This window comes from Pseudomonas agarici (assembly GCF_900109755.1).
GTDB lineage: Bacteria > Pseudomonadota > Gammaproteobacteria > Pseudomonadales > Pseudomonadaceae > Aquipseudomonas > Aquipseudomonas agarici.
In genome coordinates this window covers 1-1,554 of the sequence record NZ_FOAR01000064.1, presented here as the reverse complement: position 1 = coordinate 1,554, position 1,554 = coordinate 1, and the positions used below count along the sequence as shown (strand labels likewise).

Genomic DNA, 1,554 nt, shown 5'->3' with positions numbered 1-1,554 from the left:
CGGCTGCACCAGCAGTACGTCGGCAAGATCGAGCGCTTCTCTGATGAGTTGATGGTGTTTCAGGACGCCGCCTACGCGATGGGCCTGGATCGCGGCAAGAAGCTCGCCAGCAAGCCTGGCGTAACCCTCCGGGCCGCCCGCGCCAACCGCGTCTACGTGGCCGGGCCCATGACGGGTATCGCCGACTTCAACTACCCCGCCTTCAACGCCGTGGCCGACCAACTGCGCGCCCAGGGCTACGAAGTCGAGAACCCAGCAGACCACGGCATCGTCGAGGGTGCCCAGCGGGCCGACTACATGGCCTACGACCTGACGCGGCTCGGGCTGTGCGGTGTTATCGCCCTGCTGCCGGACTGGGAGAAGTCGCAGGGCGCCCGCCTGGAAGTCCTGATCGCCGAGCGCCTCGGCATGACGGTTGTGAATGCCCATGATCTGGTAACGAGGGAGGCTGTATGAGCGAGGTTAAGAGGTGGTACATCGGTGTTTACGATGGAGAGGCGCAGGCCCGCGTCTGCGCCCCCCACCAACATGAATTTATCCGCGACACAGAAGGCGAAATATTTGTTATCGCCGAACAGTTCGACGCGTGTGAGGCCCGTAATCGAGCCCTGCAACAGCGCCTGACCGCAGCGGATGAGCGGTGGGATGAGCTGGTCAGCGCGGTACGGTCAATCAACTACGGGCCGGCCCACAAGATCACCGTGCCTGGCGACGATGAACCTCAGTACAGGCAGCGCAAGGAGTGGATCGAGTGGGTGCTTGGGCTTTGCGATACGCCACTCAAGCCAGCAGAGGGTGGCAAGCCATCCACCTGCACCTGGTCAGAAGGCGGATTCTCCTGGCACACAGGCTGCGGCAAGGAATGGCAGTTCACTGACGGAGGTCTGCCAAGTGAGAACGGCATGGAGTTCTGCCACTCATGCGGCAAGACGCTGGTTGTTGAGGGTAAAGGCGATGAGTAACCAAACGATTGGCGGCGTGCCGCGTGAGCTGCTGGAGCGAATCCTGTCTTATGCATGGTTCCCGTCGACTGAAGTAAGTGTGTTTGACCTGCGACTGATTGACCGCGAGCAGCTGCGCGCCCTGCTGGATGCGCCCGCGTGCAAGGCATGCAACGACACCGGCAAGATGCATGAGCCAGGGCAAGATCCGGGCAGCTGCGCCGCGTGCTTTGAAGAGCCAGCCGCCCAACCCCAGGGCGAGCCGGTAGCGCGTGTAGAAATTGGCGCCGACCGTGATGCAGTGATGACCATTACCGATGACAACTGGCTGCGCTCTCTGAAAGCGCGTGTTGTCCACCAGATAGTGCCGCTCTACGCCGAGCAGCCAGCGCCGGTAGCGGTGGTGATGCCTGAGCGCCGCGATCTTCCTCCATCTGGGCCAAGTTTCTATGCTCGAGGCTGGAACGCCTGCCTCGACGAGCTGAAACGCCTCAACCCCTCTCTGTAACCCCTCCCCCTTCAAAGTCAGCCGCTATAGCGGAAGGACGAAGTCATGCCTGAAGAAAAGGTTGTGATGTACGAATCGCCGGAAGCGGCCAGCATTCAAACCGTC

At 61.6% G+C, this 1,554-nt stretch carries 3 protein-coding genes; all 3 read left to right on the top strand.

Annotation, left to right across the window (positions count from 1 at the left end; genetic code table 11):
• A partial coding sequence (locus BMX68_RS26570; protein ID WP_256218839.1) for a DUF4406 domain-containing protein occupies positions 1-456 on the top strand: 456 nt, incomplete at its 5' end.
• Positions 453-962 (top strand): hypothetical protein, encoded by a 510-nt coding sequence (locus BMX68_RS24925; protein WP_017129777.1) that lies wholly within the window; start codon positions 453-455, stop codon positions 960-962. The genes BMX68_RS26570 and BMX68_RS24925, both read left to right, overlap by 4 nt.
• Positions 955-1,449 (top strand): hypothetical protein, encoded by a 495-nt coding sequence (locus BMX68_RS24920; RefSeq protein WP_017129778.1) that lies wholly within the window; start codon positions 955-957, stop codon positions 1,447-1,449. The genes BMX68_RS24925 and BMX68_RS24920 overlap by 8 nt, the downstream gene beginning before the upstream one ends.
• The last annotated feature ends 105 nt before the right edge of the window (positions 1,450-1,554 follow it).